Origin of the sequence: Microvirga lotononidis (assembly GCF_034627025.1) — a bacterium.
Lineage (GTDB): Bacteria > Pseudomonadota > Alphaproteobacteria > Rhizobiales > Beijerinckiaceae > Microvirga > Microvirga lotononidis.
In genome coordinates this window covers 732,204-755,389 of the sequence record NZ_CP141049.1, presented here as the reverse complement: position 1 = coordinate 755,389, position 23,186 = coordinate 732,204, and the positions used below count along the sequence as shown (strand labels likewise).

Sequence of the window (23,186 nt, the reverse complement as noted above, 5' to 3'; positions counted from 1 at the left end):
CGGTCTCCAAAGGTCATCGGAAGACGGCCGGCCTCGACGAAGGCCGGCCGCTGCTCTTAGCGGGTGAGATCATACGAATAGTCCGTCACGCCCGGCTCAATCGTCTCGCGATCGAGCTTGTCGAAGATCTTGTCGAGAATCGTCGTTAAGACGCGCAGCCCGCCTTGGTAGCCCATGAGCGGGAAGCGATGGTGATGGTGCCGGTCGAAGATCGGAAACGTCAGCCGAATCAGCGGCGTACCGGTGTCGCGCTCCAGATACTTGCCATAGGAGTTGCCAATTAGCAGGTCCACCGGCTCGGTGAAGAGCAGCGAGCGCATCGCCCAGAGGTCTTTGCCCGCCCAGACCTGGGCATCCTCGCCGAAGGGCGAGGATGCAAGCAGTTCCTTCATCTCGGCTTCCCAGGCCGCCGTACCGTTGGTGGCGAGGCAGTGGATCGGCTCGCCGCCGGTCTCCATGATGTACCGGGTTATGGCGTAGACGAAGTCAGGATCGCCGTAGATCGCGTATTTCTTGCCGTGCAGCCAGGACTGGCTGTCTGCCATGGCGTCGATCAATCGGCCGCGTTCCAGGCGGATGGCCTCGGGGATTTCCTTGCCGGAAATCGCCGACACCTTCATCAGGAACTCGTCGGTCGCCTGGACGCCGAGCGGGTAATGGAACGAGGCCGTCGCCTGCCCGACTTCCGCGCAATAGTTCAGCGTATCGCGGGTGTTGTAATGCTGTAGCGACAGTGTCGCCTCGGCGTTAAGCGCCGCCTTCACGTCCTCGATCTTGGTGCCGCCGTCATACATGCGGAACTCGCCGTCCGACGGCGTGTCGAACTGGTCAGAGGCGTCCTGGATGAAGGTGTAGGACACGCCCATCAGGTTGAGCAGGCGCCTCACTTCCCGGTTGTTGCCGACGCAGAAGCCGTCGAAACCCGGAATGATGTTGATGGTGCCAGCGGCTTCCGTGCGCTCCTTGCCATCCCAAAAATGCTCCAGCACGCCCTCCACCATGCCGTCATAGCCATCGATATGGCTGCCGACGAACGCCGGCGTGTGGGCGAAAGGCACGTCGAAGTCACGCGGGACTGAGCCTTCGTTCTTGGCGTTCTCAATGAAGCCGTGCAGGTCGTCGCCAATGACCTCCGCCATACAGGTGGTCGAGACGGCGATCATCTTTGGGTCGTAGAGCGTGTAGGTGTTGGCGAGCCCGTCAACCATGTTCTTCAGACCGCCAAACACCGCCGCGTCCTCGGTCATCGAGGAGGAAACGGCGGACGCAGGTTCCTTGAAATGGCGCGACAGGTGCGAGCGGTAATAGGCCACGCAGCCCTGGCTGCCATGGACGAAGGACATCGTCCGCTCAAAACCGGCTGCCGCGAACACCGCGCCGAGCGGCTGGCAGGCCTTGGCCGGGTTCACGACAAGCGCTTCGCGAGCGAGGTTTTTTTCGCGGTATTCCCAGGTCTTGGTGAACTCGCGTTGATCAGCAACGCCCTGATCCGGGTGCGGACATTCGAAATTCAGCTTCTTCGCGGCGAGCATCTGCCTGTATTCCGGCTCGCGAAACAGGGGAGCATGATCGAGAACTTTTTCGGCCGACTGCGGCATGGTGGTCACCTCTTCCATCTGGCCGCGCCATACGGCGGCACAGGGATGTCGAGACGTTTCAGGTCTCCCGCGGATCAAAGCCTGCGGGCGTTTATCGGCCTCCCTGCCCGTGGGAGGCCAGGTCTCATTCGGCGGCCATCGCCGCCAGCGGCACGGCCTTTTTCTTCCAGGGGGCGTCGTAGAGGTCCCAGACCGGGTTGTTGATGGCCAGATCCATGTCGCGGGCGAAGATGGCAAACCCGTCATAGCCGTGATACGGGCCGGAATAATCCCAGGAGTGCATCTGACGGAACGGGATGCCCATCTTCTGTACCGGGTACTTCTCCTTGATGCCGGAGCCAACGAGATCAGGGCGGATCCCCTCAATGAACTTCTCCAACTCGTAACCGGTCACGTCGTCATAGATCAGCGTACCCTTCTTCACGTAATGGCCAGTGCGCTGATAGTCGTCGTTGTGGCCGAACTCGTAGCCGGTGCCGACGATCTCCATGCCGAGATTCTCGTAGGCCGTGATGACGTGACGGGGACGCAGGCCGCCGACATAGAGCATCACCGTCTTGCCCTCGAGGCGCGGCCGGTACTTGGCGATGACCGCATCGACCAAGGGCCGGTACTTGGCGATGACCGCCTCGGTCTTGTCCTCGATTTCCGGCCCGAAATGCTTGGCAATCTTGCGCAGAGAGGCTTCGATCTGGGAGGGGCCAAAGAAATTGTATTCCATCCAGGCGATGCCGTACTTTTCCTCCATGTGCCGGCAGATGTAGTTCATCGACCGGTAGCAGTGGATGAGGTTGAGCTTAGCCTTCGGCGCGCGCTCGATCTCAGCGAGCGTGGCGTCCCCCGACCAGTTGCCGACCACGCGCAGCCCCACCTCCTCGAGCAGGATGCGCGAGGCCCAGGCGTCGCCGCCGATATTGTAGTCGCCGATGACGTTGACGTCGTATGCGCTGGGCTCGAACTCGACTTCCTTCTTGTCGAAGACCCAATCGCGGATCGCGTCGTTGGCGATGTGGTGGCCGAGCGATTGCGAGACGCCGCGGAAGCCCTCGCAGCGCACCGGCACAATCGTCTTGGCGTGCTCCTTGGCCTTCTTGCGCGACACCGCCTCGATATCGTCGCCAATCAGGCCGATCGGGCATTCGGACTGCACGGTGATGCCCTTGTTCAGCGGAAACAGTTCCTCGACCTCGTCGATGACCTGTTCCAGCTTCTTGTCGCCCCCGAAAACGATGTCCTTCTCTTGGAAGTCGGAGGTGAACTGCATCGTCACGAACGTGTCGATGCCCGTCATGCCGGTGTAGTAGTTGCGGCGCTGCGACCAGGAATATTGACCGCAACCGACTGGTCCGTGCGAGATGTGGACCATATCCTTGACCGGACCCCACACCACACCTTTGGAGCCGGCATAGGCGCAGCCGCGGATTGTCATCACGCCCGGAATGGACTTGATGTTCGATTTGACGTCGCATTCGGACAGGACCTTGCCCGCCTCGCCGATCTCATCCCTGCGCGTGGCAACACTGAGGTGCTTCTTGCGGCGCTTCGCCGCCTTATCTGGATATTGCGACAGCACTTCCTCGATAAGCTTCTCATGGAGAGCGCCGTTATTCTCGTGGTCCAGGCTCATGGGCCCTGCCCCTTTCAAGGTTCGGGTGACGCCTCGCCGAGGAGGCGCCGTTCGTGGAAAGGCACGCCGGGTCAAGGTCGGCGCCTCCTGTCGGCAGCGGCGGTTACCGGGCGGCCGCCCGCGTCGCTTCCTTGGCCTGAAGCTCGGCAAGCATCTGCTCGTCGGTCTTCATGATGCCGAAGTCGAGCAGCATGTCCTCGAGCTCTTCCATGGTGATCGGGGTCGGAATGGTGCCCTGGCCCGAATTGGCATGGATTTTCTCGGCCAGCGCGCGGTATTCCCCGGCCTGCTTGGAGTCCGGCGCGTACTGGATCACTGTCATCTTCCTGAGCTCGGCGTGCTGGACGATGTTGTCGCGCGGCACGAAGTGGATGAGCTTGGAATTGAGCTTGGCCGCCAGCGCCTCGGCGAGGTCGAGCTCACGGTCGGTCTGGCGCTCGTTGCAGATCAGGCCGCCGAGTCGCACGCCGCCCGCATGGGCATATTTCAGGATGCCCTTGGCGATGTTGTTGGCGGCATAGAGCGCCATCATCTCGCCGGACATGACGATGTAGATTTCCTGGGCCTTGTTCTCGCGGATCGGCATCGCGAAGCCGCCGCACACCACGTCGCCGAGCACGTCATAGGAGACATAGTCGACATCGTCATAGGCGCCGTTCTCCTCGAGGAAGTTGATCGAGGTGATGACGCCGCGGCCGGCGCAGCCGACGCCCGGCTCGGGGCCGCCGGACTCCACGCACTTGATGCCTCGGTAGCCAACCTTGAGTACGTCCTCGAGTTCGAGGTCTTCCACCGAGCCTTCCTGCGCCACGAGATGGAGGACGGTGTCCTGCGCCTTCGCGTTCAGGATCAGGCGGGTGGAGTCGGCTTTGGGGTCGCAGCCGACGATGAGGATCTTCTGCCCGAGGTCGACAAGGGCGGCGAGCGTGTTTTGGGAGGTGGTGGATTTGCCGATACCTCCTTTCCCATAGAATGCGATCTGACGCAGACCTGCCATGTTGCTTCCTTCCTTCGTTTCAGCGATCGCGATGTCACCCACGACATGAATATCGGTCGACAGCTCCTGCCGCGCCGCGACGAGGGAGTTTCAAAACTCGTGCCAATTTGGCGATCGAGCCGAAGAACGAACTTTGCGATTGCTTTTCAGCTACTTAGCCTGCGGCGCAACAAGTGACGGGCTCAACAAGCCTGTGTCGCAGACCCGACAAACACGACAGAAGGTGTCGGATGGCGTGACCTGCGATCGCTATACGTTGACCTCGCTGGAGAGCCATAAGGGCTGGCGATCTATCAGCGTACGAACAGCTGGATCAACGAGCGTCGAAATGGAGGCCTTTGCACATCCAAGCTCCCCCAGTGGAGAAGTCCTCATGCCGGATATCTGTTGCCTTTCCGTTTGCGGAAGAACGCAACGAGCGAGATCGCCACCAGACGGCATCGGGACCTGACGATCTTCACACTGGATGATGGCGACCGCAAAGGCCGATGACTTCACCGCCCGCATGTTCGACGCCATCAATGGTATGATGCTCGATGTTCTGGCCGCCGTGGCCCGCAAGGACTACGAGGACCGCCGCCGCCGTCAGGCCCAGGGGCAGGCAAAGGCCAAGGTTGCAGGCCGCTACAAGGGACGCCCAGAGAACACTGTCCGCAATGCCGGGATCATCTCGATGCTCAAGGTCGGGGCATCACGGTCGAATATTCAGGCTGCTACCAGGTGCAGCCGAGCGACAATCGCCAAACTCGCAAAGCGGGCGTAGAACATAGGGCCGCATAGCGTCCTTTGCAACGGGTTCAAACAGGCTCGGATTAGGAAATCAAATCTGCTTCGACCTGCTGGGTGTTGCGGCAAGCCTCGACATACTTTCTTGAAGTAAAACACCAGGACAATTCCAGATTATTCTGGATAACTCGCTGGTTATGGCATGCGGACGTCGACTTTAGCCAGCCTTTAATGATATCTTGTTAGATTGGCAATCGGCGCTTTCGCAACTATGCAGTGGCGTCTAAGAGTCGGTCCGAGCGATTCATGAGCTTTGACAAAGCCTTGCGATCCTGCGGGTCATGAGCCGGATCATGGCGAGTTGCACGAACGCCAGCTGCGTGCGCGTGAGGTTCTCAAAATCCTTGACCAGCCGACGGCAGCGGCCGAGCCATCCAAAGGTTCTCTCGACAATCCACCGCTTCGCAACCACCACGAAGCCTTTGGCGGCATCCGAACGTTTGACAATCTCCAGAACCACCTTGCCGGTCCGTTTCGCGGCCGCGGCTGTTGCTGCGCCACTGTAGGCGCCATCGGCAAACAGGCGCTCCAGGAACACGAACACGCGCCGCACACTCTTCAGAAGCGGCAGAAAGCCATCCCGGTCCTGCACGTCGGCCGGTGTCACATTCAGCCCAAGCATCAGGCCCAGCGTGTCGACGATGAGGTGACGCTTCTTGCCCTTGACTTTCTTGGCCGCGTCATAGCCGATCGGATCGATATGCCTCCCCCTTTTTCGGCGCTCTTGACGCTCTGGCTGTCGACGATCGCGGCGGTGGGACTGGCGTGGTGTCCCTCAAGTTCGCGGACCTGCTGGTAGAGCGCGAAGTGCAGGCGGTCGAGCACGCCATCGCAATGCCAGCGCACGAACCAGCCGTGCACGGTGCTGCGCGGCGGCAGGTCTCTGGGCAAAGCCCGCCATTGGCAGCCTGTGCTCAAGACATACAGAACGGCATTGAGGATCTCGCGCAAGCGCTCCGGGGCTGGCCCGGACTTCGTGCGACGGTGCAGAAACGGTCGCACCAGATCCCATTCGGCATCCGTCAGGTCGCTCGGGTAGCGCAAACCTGGGCGAGCGTAGAGACCTCGGTTCTCTGGGGTCCACATGGGCGCCTCCGCAAATCGGCGCCACCAGTGAATCACAAGTCATTGCTCGGATTCAAATTTCACTCGGACAGGCTCTAAGAGATCCCATGGGCGTGGATAGCGATCTGCTTTCTGGCAGAGTGAGATTGCAGAACCACTCACATTGGAGGGAGTCCATGCCCGTCGATCACGGATCCACGCCGACTGCTATCCAGATTAATCTTGGCGCCATTTTCGTCTCGTTAGAGCTCAGTCGGTCCCTTTGGCTGATCACCTCCTTGTCCCCTGGGGCCGGTGAGAAGATGTCCAAGCACAGCGTGCGCGGCGGCGATGTGGCCGGCCTGCTGATGCGGTTTGCGCAGTTGCAGGAGAAAGCGCGCGCGCGAACCGGTCAGATGTTTCCGATCATCACTGTTCAGGAAGCGGGTCTCGATGGGTTCTGGATCCATCGCGTGCTTCAGGATGAGGGGATCGAAAGTCACGTCGTTGATCCCGCCTCGATTGCCACCTCACGCAGGCAGCGACGGGCCAAGACCGACAAGATCGACGGCGAAGCCCTGGTCCGGACGTTGCTGGCCTACAAGCGCGGCGAACCGCGCGTCTGTGCCATGGTCAAAGCGCCCACGCCGGAGGAGGAGGATCAGCGCCGTATCGGCCGGGAACGCAAGACGCTCATTGCCGAGCGGGTTCAGCATGTCAACCGGATCAAGGGACTGCTATTCGCCCAGGGGATTGGCGACTACGAACCCCTACGGCGTGACCGTCGCGAGCGGCTCGAGGGCCTCACGACGGGCGATGGCCGGCCGCTGCCGCGGCATCTTAAAACCCAGATCGGGCGTGAACTCGACCGGCTCGAATTGCTGCTGGAGCAGATCAAGGCCGTGGAGGCCGAGCGCGATACCCTCCTGGCTCGGATCAGAGAGGTCAGTGCCGCGCAGCCAGCAGCCCTGTTGCTCGGCCTAAAGGGCATTGGAGCAGAGTTTGCTGCTCTTCTCTGGTCGGAGGGGATGTTCCGCAGCTTTAGCAACCGCCGGCAGGTCGCCGCCTATGCGGGCTTGGCGCCAACTCCGTGGAAGAGTGGATCGGTTGATCGGGAACAGGGCGTATCGAAAGCCGGCAACGCGCGGCTGCGCACAACCATGATCCAACTGGCCTGGCTCTGGCTGCGTCATCAGCCGGCCTCGGCGCTCAGCCGCTGGTTCCATCAGCGGATCGCGCGCAATGGCGGCCGCCTGAAGAAGCCGATGATCGTGGCACTGGCCCGCAAATTGCTCATCGCCTTGTGGAAATATACGACCGCCGGCGTCGTCATCGAGGGAGCTGTCGCAACCTGATTGTCGTTGACCCACCCCATCTTCCGGGGCCTGATCAGTCCCGGCAGATCCAGGAGGGACGAACCGCAGAACGGACTTGGCTTGAAAGGCCGTCTAAGAGAATGGTCTCGCCCTCCTGAGCCGCGCCCGTCGTATGCGGGAAGGTGGTGCCGCTGCAAGAAGAGAGCAGCGACCGAATGTGAGTTTGAACCGAGCCGGGCACGGCTCGCGTCATGCAACGGCTCAGAACCTGGATCTGGAACAATCAATCGGAGGTTGCCCCATGAACGGCTGACTTAACAGACTTGACTCATCCAAGCCCATGTGAGTCTGACTCAGAAAGACGGGTTTGATTTCAGGGTCTTGCGAGCCGCCTCGTCAGCATCCGAATATGGGCGATAAAGGTCCAGGCGACGGCACTCTCGATAGAGGCTTCAAAGTCCTTGGCCAGACGACGGCAGCGTCCAAGCCAAGCGAATGTCCGCTCCACAACCCACCGGCACTTGAGCACCTGAAAGCCTTTGGCCACATCCGAGCGTTTGATGATCTCGATGGTCCAGCGTCCGAGAGTGGCGATCGCGTCGCGCAACTTGTCGCCCGCATAGCCGCCATCGGCAAAGACATGGCGCAGCCAGGGATGCAGCGCCCGGATGGAGGTGAGCACCTCCACCGCACCATCCCGGTCCTGGATGTCGGCGGTATGGACCCTCAGCCCAACCAGATGGCCTTGCGTGTCGGTGATGATGTGGCGCTTGCGCCCCTTGATCTTCTTGCCGGCATCAAAGCCGCGCGGGCCTCCGGCTTCCGTGGTCTTGACCGACTGGCTGTCAATCACGCCGGCTGAGGGGCTCACCTGACGGCCGTCCTTCTCGCGCGAGGCCGCCACGAGAGCATGGTTGATCCGCTCGAAGGTGCCGTCTCGTGACCAGGCATAGAAGTAGCCCTGCACGGTCGAATACGGCGGAAACTCCTTGGGGAGCTGGCGCCACTGGCAACCGGTCGAGGCGAGATAGAGGATGGCCTCAACCACGGCCCGCAGGCAGGTGATGCGGGGACGCCCGATCTGCCGGGCGGCGGGCATGAAGGGTTCGATCAGCGCCCATTCGGCATCGGTGAGGTTGCTTGCATAACGCAGCCCGTCTCGCCGATACTGCCGGCGAGTGGCCTCGGTCCAAACCATCGTGACCTCCATCGAATCTTCGCAAATCCGACGGAATCACAGGGGCTTGAGGCCACTCAACCTTTTTCAGTCAGCCTCTAAATGACATGGTGAGGCGGGCAAAGTGAGCGCAACGGCCGAGGAAATGTCGACCATTCGTTCGATTTCACCTTTCCGTTATCCAGGCGGAAAGGCATTTCTTTATAAGTATTTACTTGAGTGGCTGAAATCTCTTCCTGCAGGACCTCGGTACTATGCCGAGCCGTTCTGCGGTGGTGCTGGCGCGGCCGTAATCCTTCTGAAGCTAGGCGCTGTTGACCAACTCCACCTCAATGATGCTGATCCTAAGGTTTACTCTGCTTGGAAGTTTATCCTCGACGAGCCCGAGCGCTTTTCCGAAGCAATTCTTAGAACGCCTGTCGACCTCCAAACATGGCATGCGTCCCGCAAGATCATCGAAAGTTCCAGTGAGCCCAGCTTCGAGCTTGGTTTCGCGACGTTTTTCCTCAACCGGACGAGCCGCTCGGGTATAGTGATCGGAGCTGGGCCGATTGGCGGCTACGATCAGCGGGGCAAATGGAAGATCGACGCCCGCTTCAATCGGGATGCCTTGGCCGAACGCGTACGCTGGTTAGGCACAATGAGGGACCGCATCCAGCTCACTCAGGAAGACGCTTTGAAATTTCTTGCCAGATCGACCAGGCGTTTAGCGATCAACCAGACACTTTTTTTCATTGATCCGCCTTATATCACAGCAGGCGGCCGCCTCTATCTGAATGCGATGGACGAAGGCAAGCATATCGCTTTAAGCGACATGCTTCAGGGTGGAACCCTGCCGCACTGGGTGCTGACTTATGACGATCATCCGTTGATCCGAACACTTTACAGCACGCAGGCTGTTGAGGACCTTGCGGTCACTTACAGCCTGCAGAACAAGCGCAAAGAGCGCGAGGTGCTTATTAACAATCAAGCGGCTTGTGCACAATCTATATAGTCACCAAGCCACTGGGTGAGCACGTCAATATTGTCGGCATCATCGACTGGTACGCCTTCCATTGACAGCTCCAAACCTCGCAAAGCACGACGCGGCAGCCGCAGCCTGTCAAGAATGGCCCTATGCATGAGGGATTGGCTCTTCCAAAACGCCTCATTCAGCACCCTGTAGGGAATGAGTGTGACGTACTGACGATTTCCCGTCATGTGGTCGAGCATATAGGCTGTACTGAAGACACGCGCATGATCAGTCACCGGTTTGCCTGGCCAGTTTTTTCCACTCGCCGTCTGCCCGAAAAAGAAGGCCGGCGGCGGCGGCATGCCCTCGGATGTCCAAGCAATGACATCGACACCGCCGTCCTTCTCATGAGGCGAAGTAGGGACCAGGGGGGGTTCTAACACTAAACCCTCCCCCTGCCGCCGCCGCCCGGGTGAGCAGCTCCACAATTGTCTCGCCGGTTTGCCGGGGCCAGCCGACACTGAAGGCCGGGCCAGTCGCTAAGCCAGCCAATCCCAGGGTCGCGACGATTTGGAAGACACGGTTTCTTAGTCGCGTCAGCAGTTCGCCGCCCGGCGGAGTGCGAAGGATCGCCGACCCCGTCACATGGGTAGTGATCAGGCATATTAGATAGAATGCGTACTTGGGATCGCGCCAATTGCCATCGAGAAGAAGCTCGTCGCCAGAGGCGGAAAGATCAAACGGATAGGTTTCGCCTAGGTTACGCTGCCGAAGGTTGATCTCGTTCTCCAGGCGTTCAACAAGCTGCTCTCGCCGCTTGTCACGTTCGCCGATGTCGTCTTCAGCTGTTTCCTCCAGCGTTATTAGTGAGCCGAGCAGAGCGTCAACCCGCGCGACACCGAAGGTGTCGAAGAGTGCGGTCAGCTCCATCCAATCGACGAGATCATCGTCGCCCAGGACAAGCGTGGGCGGATCAATCGGAGTGGCCATCTGAGACTACTCCGCCGTTGTGCCGGCCATAGCCGCATCAATGCTGATTCTGACGATATTGGCGCGCTTCACAACCGACTCGGCGATTTTCTGAAGCTCAGGCTGTAATTGAGGATCGAAGCCTTCCAGAGTTAAAACGGCACTGTTGCGGTAACCTCGGCAGTATAATCCAGAGCGGCCAATCGAGGAGCCGCCCTGTTGTCTTTGTTCAAGCGCCGCCGTTTCCCAGTCGAGATCATCCTGCTGTGCGTGCGCTGGTACTGCAAGTACGGGATCAGCTATCGCGATCTGGCAGAAATGATGTCCGAGCGCGGTGTCAGCGTTAATCCAAGCACGATCTTTCGCTGGGTTCAACGCTATGCCCCGGAGATTGAGAAGCGGGTGCGACCAAACCAGGGACCTCGCTCAGGCTCATGGCGGGTGGACGAGACCTATGTGCGCGTGGGGGGCGCTGGCGATACTTGTTTCGAGCGGTCGACAAACACGGTCGTCTGATTGCCTCCATGCTGTCCGGCCGGCGTGATACTGGAGCCGCTTATCGCTTCTTACGCAAAGCTCTGAGGATAGTGAGCAACTATCCTCCCTCCTCCATCACGACCGACAAACTGGCATCCTATCCGAAGGCCATCCGACGCTTGCAGGACGAAGGGCTGCTGTCGCAGGACGTCGAACATCGCACCTCGAAATACCTCAACAACATCATCGAGGCCGATCATGGCGCGCTCAAGCGCGTCATCCGGCCGACGCGCGGCTTCCAGACGATGAGAACCGCCGCCGTGACCCTGATGGGCTTCGAAACCATGCGCATGATCCGCCGCGGTCATTACAACAAGCGGGGATGTCGAGCGACAGGCGAAGTCCGTCTCATCAATCAGCTCTTCGGTCTTGCTGCCTGAGCGGCCCGTTAAACCGGGTCCGTTATGCCGTTTTCGAGTTACTGCAACGGTGCCTTCGATCCGCAGCAGGCCCAGGCCATGGGCCTGCCGGTGCGGCTTTTGCACTACGGCTTTCTTTCGCTGCTCTCTCTGACGATTGTGGGGGCCCTCGCCTCAACCGGCATCATCCTGACCATCGCCCTGCTGATCATGCCAGGCGCCGTGGCGTTTCTGCTGACGAAGCGGTTCGGAACGATGCTGGTCGTATCGGCGCTGGTCGCCGTGGCGGCATCATTCGCCGGTGTCTATCTCAGCTTTTTCATCGACAGCGCCCCCGCTCCGACCATTGTGCTGCTCATGGCCGTCACCTTCCTTGCGGCATTCGTCTGCCGGCATGGCTTCAGCATTCGTGGCCGTATCCATGCCGCAGAGTGACGATCACATTGGGGCAGTTCGCGCGCTGCCAAGGAAAACGCAGAATTCTGGCTTAGCAACCGGCCGAGCAATCCACCAAGGTTCTGTCGCAAACCCGGATTGGAGCCGCAAGATAGGAGCGAATCTCGGTCGTCATTCATGTGACAGAACCGGCGGGCTTGGTTTATATCTCAGATTATAAGGCAGAAGCCCAGATCGAGAGTTAGCGTGACATCCCCCAGCTGAGTGCAGACCTTCAGCATCCGCTAGTGATCCGCCTCGCCAGTTCCCGTCGCGCGCTCTAGGCCGCGAATGTGCGCTTGGAGGAGTGTCGTTGCCTTTCCGAACTCGCGCTTTTTCAAGGCGTCAAAGATTTTCCAATGCGCGAGGCTTGAGCCCGGCCGCCAGCCAGCAGAACGGGTTGCGGAAAAAATGATGCGGGAATTGGCCAGCTGAAGGTCATCCAGCATGGACAGCAGCCTGGGCATCGCGCAAGGGGCGACGAGCTCGCGGTGGAATGTTCGATTGGCTTGCTCCCATTCGGTCATGGTCTGAGCCTGATCCCCGGCGACGAGGGCCCGCTCGATCCTTTCGAAGCAAGCCGCGTTGAGCCTTGGCGCCGCGAAGGTGAGCGCCAGCGTCTCGAGGGCGGCGCGGATTTCAACGATCTCCTGCACCGATTTGGAATCCAGGGCGGCCACCCGAATCCCTCGACGCGGTTCGCTGATGACCAAGCCTTGAGCGCGAAGGAGCTGGAAGGCTTCGCGCGCGGGAACGTGACTCGCATCGAATTCTTCGGCGATCCGATCCTGACGCAGAGGAGTTCCGGGAGCGAGCTCGCCGGAGACGATCCTCTCGCCCAAAACGCGCGCGATCCGCTCTGCAATCGTCTCAGCCATGCTGTCCTCATAGATAATCTATGAAAAATTCGGGTGCATCAGTGTTGATCATGCGTATAGTGCACCCAACACGATGCGCAATAGTAGATTATCTATGATTTGGCGAACTGCCCCGCGCCGCAATTGCCTGGGCTGTGGTTGTTGAAAGAGGACCTGATGCCAGCACCATCGACCAATCCGCGACTGACACATGTCGGAGAGACCAGGCCTTGGACGCTCGATGGCGCCCGCGAACTCTACGCGATGCCGTTCAACGATCTTCTGTTCCGGGCCCAAACGGTGCACCGCGCGAACTTCGATCCCAACCGCGTGCAGCTCAGCAAGTTGCTCAGCATCAAGACCGGCGGATGCCCCGAAGACTGCGGCTATTGCAATCAGTCGGCGCACCACGCGACCGGACTCAAGGCGTCGAAGCTCATGGAGGTCGAGCGCGTCATCGCCGAGGCGCGCAAGGCCAAGGAGGGCGGCGCCACCCGCTATTGCATGGGAGCGGCCTGGCGCAGCCCTAAGCCGCGCGACATGGACATGGTCGTCGCCATGGTGCAGGGCGTGAAGGCGCTCGGCCTCGAAACCTGCATGACGCTCGGCATGCTGACGCCTGCGCAAGCGGAGAGGCTCGCCGATGCAGGCCTCGACTACTACAACCACAACATCGATACTTCCGAGCGCTTCTATCAGGAAATCGTCACCACGCGCCGCTTCGAGGATCGCCTTGAAACGCTGGGGCATGTTCGCCAGGCCGGCATCAAGGTCTGCTCCGGCGGCATCCTCGGCATGGGCGAGACCGCGGACGATCGCATCGACATGCTGGTGACGCTGGCGAATCTGCCTGTGCCGCCCGAGAGTGTGCCGCTCAACCTGCTCATCCCGATGCCGGGGACGAAGCTGGCCGATGCGGCGCCGGTCGACCCGATCGAATTCGTCCGGAGCGTCGCGCTCGCCCGCATCCTCATGCCACGCTCTCATGTCCGCTTGAGCGCAGGGCGGACTGCCATGACGGTCGAGATGCAGGCCTTGTGCTTCTTCGCCGGGGCCAATTCGATCTTCGTCGGTGACACACTGCTGACCGCCGCCAATCCGGGCGACGACCAGGATTCCGCCCTGCTGCGCCGCCTCGGCCTGACGCCCGTGGCGCCGGAGGCTGCATGATGCCTGACCGGCTCGCCCGCTACGAAACGAAGCTGAGGCAGCTCCAACAGAAAGGGCGGTGGCGCGTCCTGACGGGACCGGGTGGCATCGATTTCACCTCGAACGATTATCTCGCTCTTGCCGGATCGCCGCGTCTGACCGCCGGTGCGATCGCCGCGCTCGAACGCGGTGTCCCGGTCGGAGCGGGTGGATCGCGCCTTCTGCGCGGCAATCATGCCGAGCATGAAGCCCTGGAAGCCGAAGCCGCCGCGTTCTTCCAATCCGAGCGGATGCTCTATTTCGGGAGCGGCTATGCGGCCAATCTCGCCGTTTTGTCGACCCTGCCGCAACGCGGCGACATTGTCGTCTATGACGCGCTGGTTCATGCGAGCGCGCATGCCGGCATGGCGGCGGGGCGAGCCGAACTTGTCTGCGTGCCGCACAACAATGCGGACGCGTTCGATGACGCCATCAGCCGATGGCGCAAGGCCGGCGGAACGGGACATCCCTGGATCGTTGTTGAGAGCCTCTATTCCATGGACGGCGATAGGGCGCCCTTGCCGGATTTGGCCGAACTGGCCAACCGGCACGATGGCTTTCTTGTCATCGACGAGGCTCATGCCACCGGAGTCCACGGCGCCGGGGGTCGGGGCTTGGCGGCGGAGCTGGAAGGACGTGAGAATGTCGTGGTGCTGCATACCTGCGGCAAGGCCCTCGGCGCATCCGGCGCGCTCGTCGGCGCCAGCCGGGTACTCTGCGATTATCTCGTCAATCGGGCCAGCCCCTTCATCTATGCGACGGCGCCGTCGCCGCTGCAGGCTGCAAGTGTCCGCCAGGCGCTGAACGTCGTGGCGGCGGAGCCAGAGCGGCGGGAGAAGCTTCAGGATCTGGTCGCTTTCGCCAACAGACTCGTCGCCGATCGTCTCGGTTTTGCAGGCAGCGGCTCGCAAATTCTGCCTGTTGTCGTCGGTGACAACCGCCGCGCCATTCGGATCGCCGAACGGATGCAGGCAGACGGCTTCGACATTCGCGCGATCCGTCCGCCCACCGTGCCGAAGGGCACCGCGCGCCTGCGCATCGCCATCACGCTCAACGTCGATGCTCCAATGATCGCCCGCATGGTCGAGCGATTGGCCCAAGTCATGGCGGAGGAGAGGCCATGAGCCTGCGCTTCGTCGTCACCGCCACCGACACGGGCGTCGGCAAGACGGTGTTTTCAGCCGCTCTGGCCGATGCGCTGGGCGCCTGCTACTGGAAGCCGATCCAGGCAGGTCTTGACGAAGAGACCGACAGCGAGACCGTCCGCCGGCTCGGCCGCCTTCCGCCGCAGCACATCCTTCCCGAAGCCTGGCGCCTCAAGACGCCTGCTTCGCCGCATCTGGCGGCGGACATCGACGGCCTGGCGCTCCGCCCCGAGGCACTTCACCTGCCCAAAACAACTTCGCCCCTCATCATCGAGGGCGCTGGCGGCCTGCTCGTGCCCCTGACGCGGCGCGAGGTTTTCGCGGATGTCTTCGCGCGCTGGCGGCTTCCCATCATCCTTTGCGCCCGGACCGGGCTCGGAACGATCAATCACACGCTGCTGTCGCTCGAGGCGATTCGCCGCCGCCAGATCCCCGTCCTCGGCATCGCCTTCATCGGTGACGCGCAACCGGACACGCAACAAATCATCGCCGAGATGGGCGGCGTTCCAAGTCTCGGTCGGCTGCCTCGGCTTGATCCGCTAACCCCTGACGCGCTGCGCGAGAGCTTCCGCAGGCATTTTGATGTGTCCCAGTTTCAGGAAAGGTGCGTGTGATGCTCCGCCCTCAGCCATCTCCGGTCTGGCGTCCCTTTACCCAGCACCTGCTCGATCCCGTTGCCAAGAGAATCGCCAGGACGGAGGGTGCCTATCTCATCGATGAGGACGGGCGCGCGATTTTCGATGCGATTTCGTCCTGGTGGGTGATCACTCACGGCCATCGTCACCCGGCCATCATGGACGCGATTCGGGTCGCTTGCGAGAGATTCGATCAAATCATCTTCGCCGAATATACCCACGAGCCGGCGGAAGAGCTGGCGAAAGGACTGATCAGGCTCGCCCCGCCGGGCCTCGCCCATGTGTTCTTTTCCGACAGCGGTTCGACATCGGTCGAAGTCGCCCTGAAGATGGCGTTGGGTTTCTTCTACAATCGCGGCGCTCCGCGTTCGCGCATCGTCGTCATGGAACACAGCTACCATGGCGACACCGTCGGCACGATGTCCACCGGCGCGCGTGGCGTCTTCAACGCGGCCTATGGACCGCTGCTCTTCAATGTCGACACCATTCCCTTTCCCGAACCCGGCCGCGAACAGGACACACTCGATGCATTCGAGCAATTCTGCCGCGGCGGCCAGATCGCGGCCCTGCTGGTCGAGCCGCTGGTGCTCGGCGCCGGCGGCATGCGGATGTATCCACCGCATCTGCTGACCGAGCTGAAGCGGATAGCCGAGCAGCACCAGACCCTGCTGATCGCCGATGAGGTGATGACCGGCTGGGGACGAACCGGTACCCTTTTTGCGTGCGAACAGGCTGGCATCACACCGGACATCCTGTGTACGTCAAAGGGCATGACCGGCGGTGCAGTGCCGCTGGCAGCGACGCTTTGTTCGACTGAGATCTTCGACGCCCATCTGTCCCACGATCGGAGCCGGATGTTCTTCCATTCGAGCTCCTACACGGCCAATCCGATCGCCTGCGCGGCGGCGCTGGCCAATCTCGGCGTCTGGCAAGATGAGCCGGTCGCAACGCGAATCGGAGCATTGGCGCGGATGCATCGGGAAAGGCTGGCGCAGTTCCGGTCCGATCCGCGTTTTGTCAATGTCCGCCAGGCGGGCACCATCGCGGCGTTCGATCTCGATGTCGCGGCGTCCGGGTACCTTTCCGAGGTCGGTCCACGGCTGAGAGCATTCTTTCGCCAAAGAGATCTTCTCATTCGTCCGCTCGGCAATGTCATTTATCTAATGCCGCCTTACTGCGTGACGGCCGACGATCTCGACCGGGTCTACGCCGCGATCGATGAAGCCGCCTCCACGATCGTGAGGGTCAGGCCATGACCAGCTGGCGTTCAAGCCGCGCCGCCGGCTTTGGTCACCACGTGCCGCACAGGCGCGTCGAGAATACCGAAATCGAGACCCGCCTGGGTCTTGAATCCGGCTGGATCGAACGCCGAACCGGTATTACTGAGACGGCTTGGGTGCAGTTGAAAGATCGGCGGTCATGGATAGGGCCGGATAACCGGCTAGGCTCTGGCACAGTTCAAGATCACCCAAGCCGTCTCAATAGGACACGGCGTTGGGCGGCTCCTGACGAAGCGCTGACTGACCTTGCGGCGAAAGCCGCCGCCCTCGAAGACGCGGGTATCGCGCGCCATGAGGTGGCATTCACCCTTCTTGCCACATCGACGCCAGACCATCTCTTACCGCCATCCGCGCCCTTGCTGGCCCACCGACTCGGCTTGTCCCATTCGGCAGCCGTCGATCTCGCCGGTGCCTGCTCAGGGTTCCTCTCTGCGTTGACGCTGGGCGACGGCTTTGTGAGGACACACGGCAAACCCGCCCTTGTCGTGGCCGCCAATATCTTGAGCCGCCGCATCAACATGGAGGAACGGGCCAGCGCAGTCATGTTCGCGGATGCGGCCGGCGCGATCGTCCTCGCTCCATCGCGCATGCCGAATACCGGGATCCTTGGCGTCGATCTCACTTCAAAGGGAAACCACTACGATCTGATCTCGATTCCAGCAGGCGGCAGCAGACGGCCGTTTGCCGCAGGCATGGATCCGCGCGAACTATTGATGACCATGCGCGATGGCAGAGCGGTGTTCACCCATGCCGTCCGCATGATGACGCAATGTTCTGTCCGGGCGACGGAGCGCGCGGGGCTCACGGCGGCGGACATTCATCGCTTCGTCCCGCACCAAGCCAATGCCCGGATTGTCGATGCGGTCTGCGACCAGATCGGTCTTGCGAGCCACAAGACGGTGTACACGATTGGCGAATTTCGAAACTCGTCAGCTGCTACCATCCCCTTGTCCCTGTCACTTGCCAACCGGGAGCGCCCCTTCGCGTCCGGCGAACGCTTGCTCTTGTCAGCCGTTGGGGCGGGCCTGACAGGTGGGGCGGTCGTCCTTGGGATCGACTAAGGCGATCGCGCTGGCGGCGCAGGGAGGTCAGCCTCGACGACGGAAACGCTGTCGCATGATCGACCCGAGCGCATGGTTGCGGCGGTGCAGCCGAGGGCCTCATACGCTGCCGACTCCATGCAGCATGAAGCCCATCTCGAGTTGACGATCTGTCGGCATGGATTTGGTCCTGGTCGGGGATTCGCAGCCTGGTGCAGGACGTCATTCAAGACATTGCGAGAGACAACCTGATCGTTTGCTAAACCGGACAGAACAGCAATCAACTAGCCCGGCTAATTCACGGCGCCCCTTTTAATGTCTGCTGTGCGAGCCTTGCTGGTGGTTCCGACCGGATTTCAGGCATGACTTCACCACCGCCGAGCCTTCGGCTGGGCGGACGAGGATGGCGGGTTTGCGGGTGGACGGGACAGGGCTCAGGTCAGGGGCGTGTGCGCCCCTGCGATCAGGTGACGAGACGCGGCATCCGGCCGAGGACCACCCGCAGGATCGTCTGGTCAGGACAGGCGCTCGGCAAGTGCAGCCGGATCTGGGTTTTCAGTTCCACCACCCGGGCGGCAATCTTGATCAGCCGCAGCCGCAAGGTATCGCATTGCGCGATGCGCCAGAGTGAGCGCTTCGGCATCAGCACGCGCAGACCCCACATCAGCCAATAGGCGCCCGCGTGCAGAAACAGCCGGAACTGGTTCGCCGTCGCTTTGGTGCAGGAGGTGCGATCGGCCGAGAGATGCGCCTTCCAGGCCTTGATGTGGTTTTCCGCCATGCCGCGCCGGCAGTAGATCCGCTCGTAGAGGGTTTTGGCGCGGCCACCGGGAAGATTGGTGACGATGAAGCGCGTGTCGCTGCCCTGCGCGCCGGCCTCGACCCGGGCGATGATGCGCTCGACCCGGCTCCAACTTTGAGCCCCATCGAAGAACTCCGTGAAGCGCCGCACCTTGCCGTTCAGAGGAGCCGCGGCAAAGCGCGCTGCCCGGCGTCAATTAGCTTGAGCCGCTCATCCTAATTGACGCGCAATCAAAAGCCTTGACCACCAGCGACAATTAGGAAAGCATCACCATGGCTCGCAGGCGCTCACCATAGTTGACGCACCGCTCATCCTAATCGTCGCGCTATAGCGCGCCCTGGCGCTCGCCTCCAGGCCCGTGACGTGCCGGCGCAGAGTGGAGGTCGTCGCCACGCCGAGAATGAAGTCGACGCCGTTGGCGCGGCACCAATCGATCACCAGCGGGCCGCAGTAATGGCTGTCGGCCCGGATCAGGATGCGGGTGCTGGGCCAGTGAGCGCGGATCGCCCGGATGAGCCGGCGCAGGTGAGCTCGGATCTCGCTGCCCTTGGGTCGCTTGGCCGGGCGCAGCACGGCCGTGACGAAACGGCCTTCACCATCGAACACCACCATGGGCTGGAAGCCGTATTCGTCGTAGTGGCCATTGAACAGGCGCAGTTGCTGATCGCCATGGACGGCATCGAAGGTGTCGTCGAGATCGAGCACGATCTGCTTCGGGGCGTGTCGGAACGAGGCGCAGTACAGCTCGACCAGGGCTCGCCCCATGCGCACCAGAGCGCGAGCATCGGGCATGTTCTCCAGGCGCGAGAGGGTCGGCTGGGAGGCGAGATGGCGATCGGATGGCAGCACGTCCTGCGCCATCTTGAAGATCGGGTCGGAGCGCAGGCTGATGGCATCGTTGCCGTCCGCGTAGCCTGCGGCAATCATCAACAGGCGGAAGCGGATCAGATCGGGCAGGCGATGAACGACCTGATCCTGCGATCGCGGGTCATCGATGCACGCGGCGAGCCGCTCGGCCACCCTGAGCTGCTGGTCCACCTCGCGCAGGGCGAGAACGCCGGCGTCGGAGGACAGCATACCACCGTCGAATCGGGCCAGAACGGTCTTGCCGGTAACAGGTGACAGGCTCGGCAACGGAAGCGTAGAGTGGTTCATGGCGGGTGGGTTCTCCCGGAAATGACGCGGATCGGCTTCGACACCCAAATCCTAAGTCATCTCAGCGGCTTGAGCCACACCCGCCAACCCTCCATGAATTTTCCAGGCTAAATGCAATACCGTTGACTTAAGCTGCCGATGGGGTGTGAAGTGACGAGGGGGGTAGCTTGCGGAGGGTTCAGTCATGACCCGACCTCCAGCGCGCCTGCCGGACAGCCCACGGATCAGCGATCTCGTCACACTCGGGGTGCTGACGACGACCGTTCCGGCGGCCTTGATTGACGCTGTGCTGGTCGCGACGCAGCGACAGAGCCAGCGGCATCGACAGCTGCCAGCGCCGTTGGTGGTGTACTATGTGATGGCGCTGGCCTTGTATGCACAGGCCTCCTACGGCGAGGTGTTGCGATGCCTGCTGGAGGGGGTGCGGTGGCTCCGCCTGGGCGGGCTCGACGCGCTGGGGGCGACCAAGTCGGCCATCACCCGTGCGCGGATCCGGCTGGGGGTCACGCCCGTGCGGGAGTTGTTCCAGCGGGTGGCCCATCCCATTGCGGACCCCGGCACGCCCGGAGCGTGGTACCGTGGTCGCCGGTTGGTCAGTGTGGATGGCACGACCATTGATCTTCCGGATACGCCGGAACTGGAGGCCCAGTTCGGCCGCCCTGCCGCCTCGCGGGGCGCCAGCAGCTTCCCGAAGCTGCGCCTGGTGGGGCTGATTGAAACCGGCACCCATGCCATGTTCGCCGTGGCGGTTGGCCGCTACGACACCAGCGAGGTCCGCTTGACGCCGCGCGTGTTGCAGCACTTGCAGCCGAACATGCTGTGTCTGGCTGATCGGGCCTTCGTCGGCTTTGAGCTGTGGCGCTTGGCGGTAGCGACGGGCGCCGACTTGCTCTGGCGGGTGCGCATCAACCACAAACTGCCCTGCCGCCAGCGCCTTTCCGATGGCTCGTATCTGAGCCGGCTTTACGCCTCGCCCAAGCAGCGTCGACACAATGAGGGGGGACAGGTCGTGCGCGTCATCGACTACCGCCTGGAAGGCATCGCGGACGCGGAGCCCCTCTATCGGCTGGTCACCACGCTCCTCGACCCGGCCGTCGCGCCAGCGACGGAGTTGGCAGCGCTGTATCATGAACGGTGGGAGTGCGAGGGGACCTTCGCCGAATTCAAGGTGAGCCTGCCCGGGCAGCGCCTGATGCTGCGCAGTCGCCGGGCGGATCTGGCCGAACAAGAACTCTATGGCTTTCTGCTCGTCCATCTGGCGTTGTGCGGCAGCTGATCCATGCTGCCAGCCGAAAGGCCGGGTGCGACCCGGACACGTTGTCCTTCCTCCACACGGTGCGGATTGTCCGGCGGCATCTCCCGTTTTATGCCGCGTTTTCCCCCTCAGCGACAGCATCAGATGCATGAGATGATCCTGATCGAGATCATCGACACACCGGCCGAGCCCAGTCGAGGTCGCCACAATCCACGTGTGGTGAAACGCAAGATGAGCAACTTCCCGACCAAGGCGCGGGCTGGGCCGCCCCTGACCGCGCCGATCGTCCGCTCCAGCGCGCTTATCCGGATTGTCGCGCCAATGGTGGAGGACACGGTGCTCCTGTCAACGGCTCTCCCGCAGACTGCTTCCAGACCACCAGGCCAAGCCTGCGGCCGCCCTTCATGGCATCAGCACGTTCGCGACTGGAATGTCAGTCGACTGACACGCACGGCGTACTGCCAATCCCATGATCTGGAGGTGTACCGCTTCAACCAGTGGGTCGCCCGGCTGCGCCGGCGTTTGGTACTATAGCTTAAGTCAACGGTATTGCGGCTAAATGGTCCCTTAGGACGCTGCTTGAAACGCAGTTGGTGCAGGAAAGTCGCGGACATAAACCAGTCTGATCTCAGGGCCGTAACACTTCCCATTTACGAAATCACGCCGGAGGGATTAGAGGCTATCAACCGGGCGTTATCAGGTCAGACAAAATTCGACGCAGATGAGCCACTGGGCGGTCTGTCGTTGTAATGCTAAGGGCTTGGCAGCCAACTATTTGCCAATTCAGGTTATCAAGTTCGCGGCGAGAGCGTGTAATTCCATGCGGGACAGACGGCATGCGGCCTCAGGTGGAGGCGACGCATGACCTCGTCGGAGACCCGCTCCCCGGTCTCATTGCCACCACGCTTGAGGCGAGCATTCACCCGCAGCCCGGCTGCCGTGACGGTTCCGGCAATGTAGCGGACCATCGTCGCAAAGGTCCGCAGCGGCACGCCAGCCCAGTTCAAGCTGATGAAGCTGAAGAGCCGGTGCTCAATTGGGTTCCACTTCGAGCAGCCGGTGGGATAGTGACACACCGTGACCTCGAGCCCGCAGGCATCGCAGAGCTGTTCTTGCAACTGGGCTTTCCAAACTCGGGAGCGGCAACTGTTCGAGCCGCCCGCATCGGCCAGGACGAGGAGACGCCCGGCTTCTGGAAAGCGCTTCTGTCCTTCGCTCTCCCACCAGTCACTGATCGCCTCAACGGCAAAGCGCGGGGTGTCAAAGCAATCGCCGATGCACACATAGCCGCTGTTGGTTGTGATCTCGTAGATGCCGTAAGGAATGGCCTGACCGACTGCATCCTGCGGCCAGTCGTGCACCAAGACCGGCTCGGCTCTCCGGCACCACGTCTGGCCCGGGTTCTTGAAGTCACCGACCAATTCCTTTTTTTTTCGAATCCACGCTGATGATCGGCTCACCTGTGGCTGCAAACTGCGCGCGCTGTTCGGCGATGTGCTGGAATTGCGCATCGCGCTCAGGCGGCGTGCTGTGCGCCTCGGTACGCCGTGCATTGGCTTTGGGCGAGTAGCCCAATTGGCGCAGCAGGCGCGCCACCGTGGGGCGGCTGGCCGGGTGTCCTGCGACGGCAAGCTCATGGCTCAGATGATGCAGAGAACTCCGCTTGGCTTTGGCGTGCCGACCCATCGGGTCACCCGCTGTCTCGCCTTCGAGCAACTCCTCCAAGGTCTGTGGGAGTTCAGGATCCTGGACCTCTCGGGTGGGACGGCCACCACCGGCGACCCGCACGCGCTCGGTGGGGCGGTCAACAAGCCCGGCCTCGAGTTCGCGACGGCCGCGCCGGATGGTATGGGGGCTCAAGCCCGTGATCTGGGCAAGCCGCTGAGTGCCGCCCCAGCCGATCCGCATCGCCTCAAACGCGATAAACCACCGGCGCTGCTGTTCGTCGAGCCGGCTGGCAAGCAGGTTGATCTGCCGATGAAGCATGCGGTCCGGATGGGGCTTGCGCGAGTGACACTTGGGGCATCCACAT

General features: G+C 61.8%; 18 protein-coding genes and 8 pseudogenes. 12 read left to right on the top strand and 14 right to left on the bottom strand.

Annotated elements, in window-relative coordinates; translation table 11 throughout:
• Positions 1–56 precede the first annotated feature (56 nt).
• The 3 genes from nifK to nifH all read right to left on the bottom strand — a co-directional run bounded on the left by nifK (position 57) and on the right by nifH (position 4,222).
• On the bottom strand, positions 57–1,598 hold the full coding sequence (nifK, locus tag U0023_RS27200; protein ID WP_009762337.1) for a nitrogenase molybdenum-iron protein subunit beta: 1,542 nt from the start codon (positions 1,596–1,598) through the stop codon (positions 57–59).
• Between the two features lie 124 nt (positions 1,599–1,722).
• Positions 1,723–3,225, bottom strand: coding sequence for a nitrogenase molybdenum-iron protein alpha chain (nifD, locus tag U0023_RS27195; protein ID WP_009762338.1), 1,503 nt, complete (start codon positions 3,223–3,225; stop codon positions 1,723–1,725).
• A 103-nt stretch (positions 3,226–3,328) separates the two neighbouring features.
• Entirely contained in the window at positions 3,329–4,222 is an 894-nt protein-coding gene (gene nifH / locus U0023_RS27190; RefSeq protein ID WP_009762339.1) for a nitrogenase iron protein, read from the bottom strand.
• 463 nt (positions 4,223–4,685) lie between these two features.
• On the opposite strand from nifH, the pseudogene U0023_RS27185 reads away from it, so the two are divergent.
• Positions 4,686–4,985: pseudogene (locus U0023_RS27185) on the top strand (recombinase family protein); the annotation flags it as partial.
• A 267-nt stretch (positions 4,986–5,252) separates the two neighbouring features.
• Here the strand turns inward: U0023_RS27185 and U0023_RS27180 are convergent.
• Positions 5,253–6,094: pseudogene (locus U0023_RS27180) on the bottom strand (IS5 family transposase).
• Positions 6,095–6,249: 155 nt separating this feature from the next.
• Between U0023_RS27180 and U0023_RS27175 the strand changes: the two are divergent.
• A complete protein-coding gene (locus U0023_RS27175; RefSeq protein WP_009762343.1) occupies positions 6,250–7,407 on the top strand; it encodes an IS110 family RNA-guided transposase in 1,158 nt (385 codons plus the stop codon).
• Positions 7,408–7,741: 334 nt separating this feature from the next.
• Here U0023_RS27175 and U0023_RS27170 read toward each other — a convergent pair whose 3' ends face one another.
• Positions 7,742–8,566: an IS5 family transposase gene (locus U0023_RS27170; RefSeq protein WP_009762344.1), complete on the bottom strand. Its 825-nt coding sequence runs from the start codon at positions 8,564–8,566 to the stop codon at positions 7,742–7,744.
• Between the two features lie 103 nt (positions 8,567–8,669).
• On the opposite strand from U0023_RS27170, the gene U0023_RS27165 reads away from it, so the two are divergent.
• Positions 8,670–9,539 (top strand): DNA adenine methylase, encoded by an 870-nt coding sequence (locus U0023_RS27165; RefSeq protein WP_009762345.1) that lies wholly within the window; start codon positions 8,670–8,672, stop codon positions 9,537–9,539.
• Here U0023_RS27165 and U0023_RS27160 read toward each other — a convergent pair.
• From U0023_RS27160 to U0023_RS27150, 3 genes are read right to left on the bottom strand one after another with little or no spacing between them, the layout of a single operon-like run.
• Positions 9,512–9,859 (bottom strand): hypothetical protein, encoded by a 348-nt coding sequence (locus tag U0023_RS27160; protein WP_154660906.1) that lies wholly within the window; start codon positions 9,857–9,859, stop codon positions 9,512–9,514. The two genes, U0023_RS27165 and U0023_RS27160, sit on opposite strands and share 28 nt — an antisense overlap.
• Before the next feature lie 43 nt (positions 9,860–9,902).
• A complete protein-coding gene (locus U0023_RS27155) occupies positions 9,903–10,487 on the bottom strand; it encodes a hypothetical protein (RefSeq protein ID WP_009762347.1) in 585 nt (194 codons plus the stop codon).
• A gap of 6 nt (positions 10,488–10,493) precedes the next feature.
• Entirely contained in the window at positions 10,494–10,841 is a 348-nt protein-coding gene (locus U0023_RS27150) for a hypothetical protein (RefSeq protein ID WP_083861281.1), read from the bottom strand.
• On the opposite strand from U0023_RS27150, the pseudogene U0023_RS27145 reads away from it, so the two are divergent.
• Positions 10,722–11,383, top strand: a pseudogene (locus U0023_RS27145) (IS6 family transposase). The gene U0023_RS27150 and the pseudogene U0023_RS27145 sit on opposite strands and share 120 nt — an antisense overlap.
• Before the next feature lie 51 nt (positions 11,384–11,434).
• Positions 11,435–11,797, top strand: a pseudogene (locus tag U0023_RS27140) (metal ABC transporter permease); the annotation flags it as partial.
• A 245-nt stretch (positions 11,798–12,042) separates the two neighbouring features.
• On the opposite strand, the gene U0023_RS27135 reads toward U0023_RS27140, so the two are convergent.
• Complete coding sequence (locus U0023_RS27135; protein WP_322883864.1) at positions 12,043–12,477, bottom strand: GntR family transcriptional regulator; 435 nt, start codon at positions 12,475–12,477, stop codon at positions 12,043–12,045.
• A gap of 57 nt (positions 12,478–12,534) precedes the next feature.
• Positions 12,535–12,675: pseudogene (locus U0023_RS27130) on the bottom strand (GntR family transcriptional regulator); the annotation flags it as partial.
• A gap of 156 nt (positions 12,676–12,831) precedes the next feature.
• Between U0023_RS27130 and bioB the strand changes: the two are divergent.
• Genes bioB through U0023_RS27105 form a run of 5 tightly spaced genes read left to right on the top strand, consistent with a single transcriptional unit; the run spans position 12,832 to position 17,963 of the window.
• Entirely contained in the window at positions 12,832–13,824 is a 993-nt protein-coding gene (gene bioB / locus U0023_RS27125; RefSeq protein ID WP_009762352.1) for a biotin synthase BioB, read from the top strand.
• Positions 13,821–14,966 carry an 8-amino-7-oxononanoate synthase gene (locus U0023_RS27120; RefSeq protein WP_040637915.1) on the top strand — a complete coding sequence of 382 codons (1,146 nt, stop codon included), beginning with the start codon at positions 13,821–13,823 and terminating at the stop codon, positions 14,964–14,966. The genes bioB and U0023_RS27120 overlap by 4 nt, the downstream gene beginning before the upstream one ends.
• Positions 14,963–15,601, top strand: a complete 639-nt coding sequence (gene bioD / locus U0023_RS27115) for a dethiobiotin synthase (RefSeq protein ID WP_009762354.1) — start codon at positions 14,963–14,965, stop codon at positions 15,599–15,601. The genes U0023_RS27120 and bioD overlap by 4 nt, the downstream gene beginning before the upstream one ends.
• On the top strand, positions 15,601–16,878 hold the full coding sequence (locus tag U0023_RS27110; RefSeq protein ID WP_009762355.1) for an adenosylmethionine--8-amino-7-oxononanoate transaminase: 1,278 nt from the start codon (positions 15,601–15,603) through the stop codon (positions 16,876–16,878). Before bioD ends, U0023_RS27110 begins: the two co-directional genes overlap by 1 nt.
• Positions 16,875–17,963, top strand: a complete 1,089-nt coding sequence (locus tag U0023_RS27105) for a beta-ketoacyl-ACP synthase III (protein ID WP_009762356.1) — start codon at positions 16,875–16,877, stop codon at positions 17,961–17,963. Before U0023_RS27110 ends, U0023_RS27105 begins: the two co-directional genes overlap by 4 nt.
• 442 nt (positions 17,964–18,405) lie before the next feature.
• Here the strand turns inward: U0023_RS27105 and U0023_RS27100 are convergent.
• Together U0023_RS27100 and U0023_RS27095 are read right to left on the bottom strand one after the other, a co-directional pair.
• A pseudogene (locus U0023_RS27100) lies at positions 18,406–18,930 on the bottom strand (transposase); the annotation flags it as partial.
• A 153-nt stretch (positions 18,931–19,083) separates the two neighbouring features.
• Positions 19,084–19,899: pseudogene (locus U0023_RS27095) on the bottom strand (IS1380 family transposase); the annotation flags it as partial.
• Between the two features lie 184 nt (positions 19,900–20,083).
• On the opposite strand from U0023_RS27095, the pseudogene U0023_RS27090 reads away from it, so the two are divergent.
• Together U0023_RS27090 and tnpA are read left to right on the top strand one after the other, a co-directional pair.
• Positions 20,084–21,306, top strand: a pseudogene (locus U0023_RS27090) (IS4 family transposase).
• Positions 21,299–21,688 (top strand): IS66 family insertion sequence element accessory protein TnpA, encoded by a 390-nt coding sequence (tnpA, locus tag U0023_RS27085; protein ID WP_009495338.1) that lies wholly within the window; start codon positions 21,299–21,301, stop codon positions 21,686–21,688. Before U0023_RS27090 ends, tnpA begins: the two are co-directional and overlap by 8 nt.
• 257 nt (positions 21,689–21,945) lie before the next feature.
• On the opposite strand, the gene U0023_RS27080 is transcribed toward tnpA, so the two are convergent.
• Together U0023_RS27080 and U0023_RS27075 are read right to left on the bottom strand one after the other, a co-directional pair.
• On the bottom strand, positions 21,946–22,575 hold the full coding sequence (locus U0023_RS27080; protein WP_322883798.1) for an ISAzo13 family transposase: 630 nt from the start codon (positions 22,573–22,575) through the stop codon (positions 21,946–21,948).
• Positions 22,565–23,140: an ISAzo13-like element transposase-related protein gene (locus U0023_RS27075; protein ID WP_052600416.1), complete on the bottom strand. Its 576-nt coding sequence runs from the start codon at positions 23,138–23,140 to the stop codon at positions 22,565–22,567. Before U0023_RS27075 ends, U0023_RS27080 begins: the two co-directional genes overlap by 11 nt.
• Between the last annotated feature and the right edge of the window lie 46 nt (positions 23,141–23,186).

Bases quoted from the DNA above. Each gene is read 5' to 3' on its own strand.
- nifD (WP_009762338.1), bottom strand. From the start codon at position 3,225: ATGAGCCTGGACCACGAGAATAACGGCGCTCTCCATGAGAAGCTTATC.
- tnpA (WP_009495338.1), top strand. From the start codon at position 21,299: ATGCATGAGATGATCCTGATCGAGATCATCGACACACCGGCCGAGCCC.
- U0023_RS27170 (WP_009762344.1), bottom strand. From the start codon at position 8,566: ATGGTTTGGACCGAGGCCACTCGCCGGCAGTATCGGCGAGACGGGCTG.
- U0023_RS27120 (WP_040637915.1), top strand. From the start codon at position 13,821: ATGATGCCTGACCGGCTCGCCCGCTACGAAACGAAGCTGAGGCAGCTC.
- bioD (WP_009762354.1), top strand. From the start codon at position 14,963: ATGAGCCTGCGCTTCGTCGTCACCGCCACCGACACGGGCGTCGGCAAG.
- U0023_RS27175 (WP_009762343.1), top strand. From the start codon at position 6,250: ATGCCCGTCGATCACGGATCCACGCCGACTGCTATCCAGATTAATCTT.
- U0023_RS27105 (WP_009762356.1), top strand. From the start codon at position 16,875: ATGACCAGCTGGCGTTCAAGCCGCGCCGCCGGCTTTGGTCACCACGTG.
- nifH (WP_009762339.1), bottom strand. From the start codon at position 4,222: ATGGCAGGTCTGCGTCAGATCGCATTCTATGGGAAAGGAGGTATCGGC.
- bioB (WP_009762352.1), top strand. From the start codon at position 12,832: ATGCCAGCACCATCGACCAATCCGCGACTGACACATGTCGGAGAGACC.
- U0023_RS27160 (WP_154660906.1), bottom strand. From the start codon at position 9,859: ATGCCGCCGCCGCCGGCCTTCTTTTTCGGGCAGACGGCGAGTGGAAAA.
- U0023_RS27075 (WP_052600416.1), bottom strand. From the start codon at position 23,140: ATGCTTCATCGGCAGATCAACCTGCTTGCCAGCCGGCTCGACGAACAG.
- U0023_RS27155 (WP_009762347.1), bottom strand. From the start codon at position 10,487: ATGGCCACTCCGATTGATCCGCCCACGCTTGTCCTGGGCGACGATGAT.
- U0023_RS27110 (WP_009762355.1), top strand. From the start codon at position 15,601: ATGCTCCGCCCTCAGCCATCTCCGGTCTGGCGTCCCTTTACCCAGCAC.
- nifK (WP_009762337.1), bottom strand. From the start codon at position 1,598: ATGCCGCAGTCGGCCGAAAAAGTTCTCGATCATGCTCCCCTGTTTCGC.